Annotated in this window: 4 protein-coding genes; 3 read left to right on the plus strand and 1 reads right to left on the minus strand. The window is 59.5% G+C overall.

What is annotated here, in order from left to right; all coding sequences use genetic code 11:
- The coding region (mrcB, locus tag AC1DVH_RS26675) for a penicillin-binding protein 1B (RefSeq protein ID WP_477756313.1) at nt 1–1,808 on the minus strand (1,808 nt) is incomplete at its 3' end.
- Nucleotides 1,809–1,924: 116 nt separating this feature from the next.
- Here mrcB and AC1DVH_RS26680 point away from each other — a divergent pair.
- From AC1DVH_RS26680 to AC1DVH_RS26690, 3 genes are all read left to right on the plus strand, one after another.
- A complete protein-coding gene (locus AC1DVH_RS26680; protein WP_477756314.1) occupies nt 1,925–3,481 on the plus strand; it encodes a bifunctional aminoglycoside phosphotransferase/ATP-binding protein in 1,557 nt (518 codons plus the stop codon).
- A 91-nt stretch (nt 3,482–3,572) separates the two neighbouring features.
- On the plus strand, nt 3,573–3,917 hold the full coding sequence (locus AC1DVH_RS26685) for a pentapeptide repeat-containing protein (RefSeq protein ID WP_477756315.1): 345 nt from the start codon (nt 3,573–3,575) through the stop codon (nt 3,915–3,917).
- Between the two features lie 247 nt (nt 3,918–4,164).
- On the plus strand, nt 4,165–4,437 hold the full coding sequence (locus AC1DVH_RS26690; RefSeq protein ID WP_108216473.1) for a TfoX/Sxy family protein: 273 nt from the start codon (nt 4,165–4,167) through the stop codon (nt 4,435–4,437).
- Nucleotides 4,438–4,474 lie beyond the last annotated feature (37 nt).

A 4,474-nucleotide genomic window follows, 5' to 3' on the forward strand; every position in this document is an offset into this window, starting at 1 on the left:
GGCTCGCCCTCGGCAGTCAGCACGCTTCGGATCCCGCGCATCGGCGTATTGAAGCCGCCGTTGGCGAGGGTCTGGTACATGGTCGCCACTTCGATCGGCGTCATACCGCCMGCGCCGAGCAACATCGACGGGAAGGCCGGGAACTCACGAGACACCCCCAGGCGCTCCACCGTCTTCAATACGTTCGGCACACCGACCGCCAAACCAAGACGCGCGGTCGACAGGTTGTAGGAGTGCGCCAGGCCTTGATAGAGGAAGACCGTACCGTGAGAACGACGATCATAGTTCTGCGGTTTCCAGACCTGACCATCCGCGCCTTTGACCGAGAAGGATTCGTCCGACAGCCAACTGGTCAATGTGTACTGGCTTGGTTTCTCCAGTGCAGTCAGATAAACCGCCGGCTTGATCAGCGAGCCGATCGGCCGTACCGCATCCAGCGCCCGGTTGAACCCGGCAAAACTGGCCTGGCGACTGCCGATCATGGCCTGCACTTCACCCGTCTCCGGGTTGGTCACGACCATTGCCGCTTCGACGTCATCGGAACCCTTGCGCCCCGCCAGACGCTTGAAGGTGTCGTTGACCGAGGCTTCAGCCTTCATCTGCAGGATCGGGTCGAAACTGGTGAAGATCCGCAGACCTTCTTCGGTCAAGTCTTCGTCGCGATAGTCTTCGCGCAACTGACGCTTGACCAGATCGAGGAAGCCGGGGAACGAGCTGTCCGCCAGACTGCCGCGCTTAGTCACGCCCAGCGGCATTTTCTTCGCCGCCTCAACCTGCTCGGCAGTCGCAACGCCCTGCTCCTGCAGCACATCGAGTACCAGGTTGCGCCGCTCAAGGGCACGCTCCGGATAACGACGGGGGTTATAGGCAGAAGGTCCCTTGACCATGCCCACCAGCAGTGCGACCTGATGCAACTTGAGCTCGGCCAGCGGCTGACTGAAGAAGAACTGGCTGGCGAGACCGAAACCATGCACCGCGYGCTGACCGTCCTGCCCGATAAACACTTCGTTGAGGTAAGCCTCAAGGATTTCGCGCTTGTCGTAATGCAGTTCAAGCAGCAGCGCCATCATCGCTTCGGTGAGTTTGCGGTTCAGGCTGCGCTCGTTGGTCAGGTAGAAGTTTTTGACCAACTGCTGAGTCAGGGTACTGCCGCCCTGACGCATGCGGCCGGACGAACCGTTGACCCAGACGGCACGGGCGATCGACTTCGGCGAAACACCAAAGTGATGATAAAAATCGCGGTCCTCGACCGCCACCAGCGTTTCAAGCAAATACGGCGGCACCTGATCGATCTTGATCAGAATCCGGTCTTCGAGGTTTTTCGGGTACAGGCCGCCGATCAGCAGCGGCTCCAGGCGCACCACCGACAGTTTCGAGCCTTTTGCCCCCGCCAACTCGGCCACGTAATCGCCGGAAAAACGCACCCGCACCGGTTGCGCTTGTTCCATGCCTTCATAGAACTGGAAGCCACGGGTATTCAGATCGACGGTATTGCCGTTGACCGACGCCGCCCCCGGACCATTGGCCACGCTTTCACGGCGATAGCCCAGGGCATCGAGTTCAGTCAGAAAATCATCCCTGCTCAGCTTTTGTCCGACGAACAGCTCGAGCGGGCGCGCGTAAACCTTGGCCGGGATGGTCCAGCGCTTGCCGGAGAACTTCTCCTGGACGATTGCATCAAGGTAAACGGCGAATCCGGCCAGCACTACCAGGGCGACCAGACTGAGTTTAATGGCCCAGCCCAGCCACGGGCGCAGGCCCCTGGAGGGTGGTTTTTTTGGGGTTCGGGGAGTTCGAGTACGAGTCATGGCGGCGGATTATACGCACTTTATTCATCCTCAACAGGAGCGCTCCGAGGTTTGCGTCGAGCGGACTTGCGGCCATAATGACGGCCTTGAATTTCCCAGTCTCTGAAGGATCGCCTGTGAGCCAGTCCCTGATCGCTGCCCTGCAAAACCCTGCCCTCTACCCGCATCCTGTAGAGGGATTCCAGGTCATCGAGACCCATATTTCCTGGGTACTGCTCACCGGCCCCTATGCCTATAAAGTGAAGAAGCCGGTCAATTTCGGCTTTCTCGACTTCACCAGCCTTGAGGCTCGCGAACACTTTTGCACTGAAGAACTGCGTCTGAACCAGCGCCTCACCGACGATTTGTACCTCGAAGTGCTGCCCGTCACCGGCAGTGCCGAGGCTCCGCAACTGGGTGGTGAAGGCCCGGCCATCGAATATGTACTGAAGATGCGCCAGTTCCCGCAAACCGGCTTGCTCAGCACCCTTCAAGCCAATGGCGAACTGACCACCGCGCACATCGACGAGATGGCCGGGCAAATCGCCCGCTTCCACCTCAGCGCACCGAAAGTGCCAGCCGGGCACGAAGCCGGCACCCCGGACAGCGTCATGGCGCCGGTGCAACAGAACTTCGAACAGATCCGTCCGTTCCTCAGCGACAAAGCCGACCTGCTGCAACTCGACGCCCTGCAAGCCTGGGCCGAAAGCAGCTTCGAACGCCTCAAACCGCTATTCGCCCAGCGCAAGGCCGAAGGCTTCATTCGTGAATGCCACGGTGATATCCACTTGGGTAACGCAACCGTGATCGACGGCAAGGTCGTGATCTTCGACTGCATCGAATTCAACGAACCGTTTCGCTTTACCGACGTTTATGCCGACACCGGCTTCCTGGCGATGGACCTGGAAGATCGTGGCCTGAAGTGCCTGGCGCGTCGCCTCATCAGCCAGTACCTGGAGCTGACCGGTGACTATCGCGGCCTCGAACTGCTGAACTTCTACAAAGCCTACCGCGCACTGGTTCGCGCCAAGGTTGCCCTGTTCAGCATGCCGGCCGAAGCCACTGCGGTGCAGCGCGCCACGACCCTGCGCCAGTACCGCAACTACGCCAACCTGGCGGAAAGCTACAGCACCATTCCTTCGCGTTTCATGGCCATTACCAGCGGCGTTTCCGCCGTCGGCAAGAGCCATGTCGCCATGCGCCTGGTCGAAGCCCTGGGCGCGATTCGCCTGCGCTCCGATGTCGAGCGCAAGCGTCTGTTCGGCGAGCAAACCGTCGAGAATGATGTGCAGGCCGGCATCTATAGCGCCGACGCCAGCGCGGCGACCTATACCCGCCTGCACGAAATCGCCGACGTCATCCTGCGTGCGGGCTTCCCGGTGGTGGTCGATGCCACTTACCTCAAGCGTGATCAGCGTGACAGTGCCGCAATGGTGGCCGAGGCCACGGGCACACCCTTCCTGATCCTCGACTGCAATGCGCCACAGGCCGTGATCGAAAGCTGGCTGGCCGTGCGCCAGGCAGACAAGAAAGACCCGTCCGACGCCACCCTGGCTGTTATCGCAGCCCAGCAAGCCAGCCGTGAAGCGCTGACACCCGCAGAAATCCTCTGCAGCAAGCGCGTCCAGACTAATGAAAGCGGGACGCTCGATACCGTTGTCGCGCAAATTCGTCAGCGCCTTCCGGGCCTGTAAGGAAGTTTTTCAGCCGTGAAGTCTCCGCTGGCTTCACGGCCGCCAAATAGTGGCACTATACTGGCGTCATAAAACCAACAGGTGATGCGACATGAGCCAGCCGAAATTTCTCGACACACCGCTTTACGCCCTTCTGCACAAAGACGACATCAGAGGCTTCAACAGTGAACGCCCCAAGGATGGTCCCATCGACATGGCGGGTGGAGACTTCCGGGGGCTGGACCTGCGCGAGCTGAATGCCGACGGTGTGGATTTCAGCAACGCCTACTTCCGTTCCGCCGACTTGCGCGGCATTGATTTCAGTAAAGCGAACCTGGAAGGCGCGAGCCTGGCCCACGCGCAAATCTCCGGCGCCTACTTTCCGGTGGAACTCAGCGCCGACGAAATCCTGATGTCGATGAACTTCGGCACGCGATTGCGTTATCGCACCCGCTGACCAACGTCGCTGACTGACACGTCCAGCGCCCCTGATTGCGCTGGACTGTGGAGGGATACTCGCCCGTAATTCCTGATTCCTCCCCACCTCTTCCTACTGCGTTCGCGGATTTTTCACGCTCTGCCAATACTCGTTTCTTAGAAGCATTTGCGTCGAAAACGAGCAAACAATCACGCGTTTCCTACTGATGGCTACACTCCTCAGAAGATTGCCCACGCTCTCCATTCGGCCATCGCAAGGAGGCTTGATGAATGATGAACTGCAACACCTGAAGAATCTTGGCAAGACGTCAGCGCAATGGCTGCATGCCGTGGGCATCCATAGCGCGTCGGACTTGCGTCGCCTCGGGGCGGTGGATGCTTATCGGGCCGTGCGCACGCGCGGTTTTCGGGCGTCCAAGGTGTTGTTGTACGCAATTGAAGGCGCCCTGATGGACGTTCACTGGAACGACATTCCTGCCGAGCGCAAGGAAGCGCTGAACAAACAACTGGAAGCCATCTCTACACGCCACAAGATTTGATCCGACAAATACTTCTGAAGCCTTGCAACCTGAAACC

It is taken from the genome of Pseudomonas sp. P4_C3 (assembly GCF_056402075.1).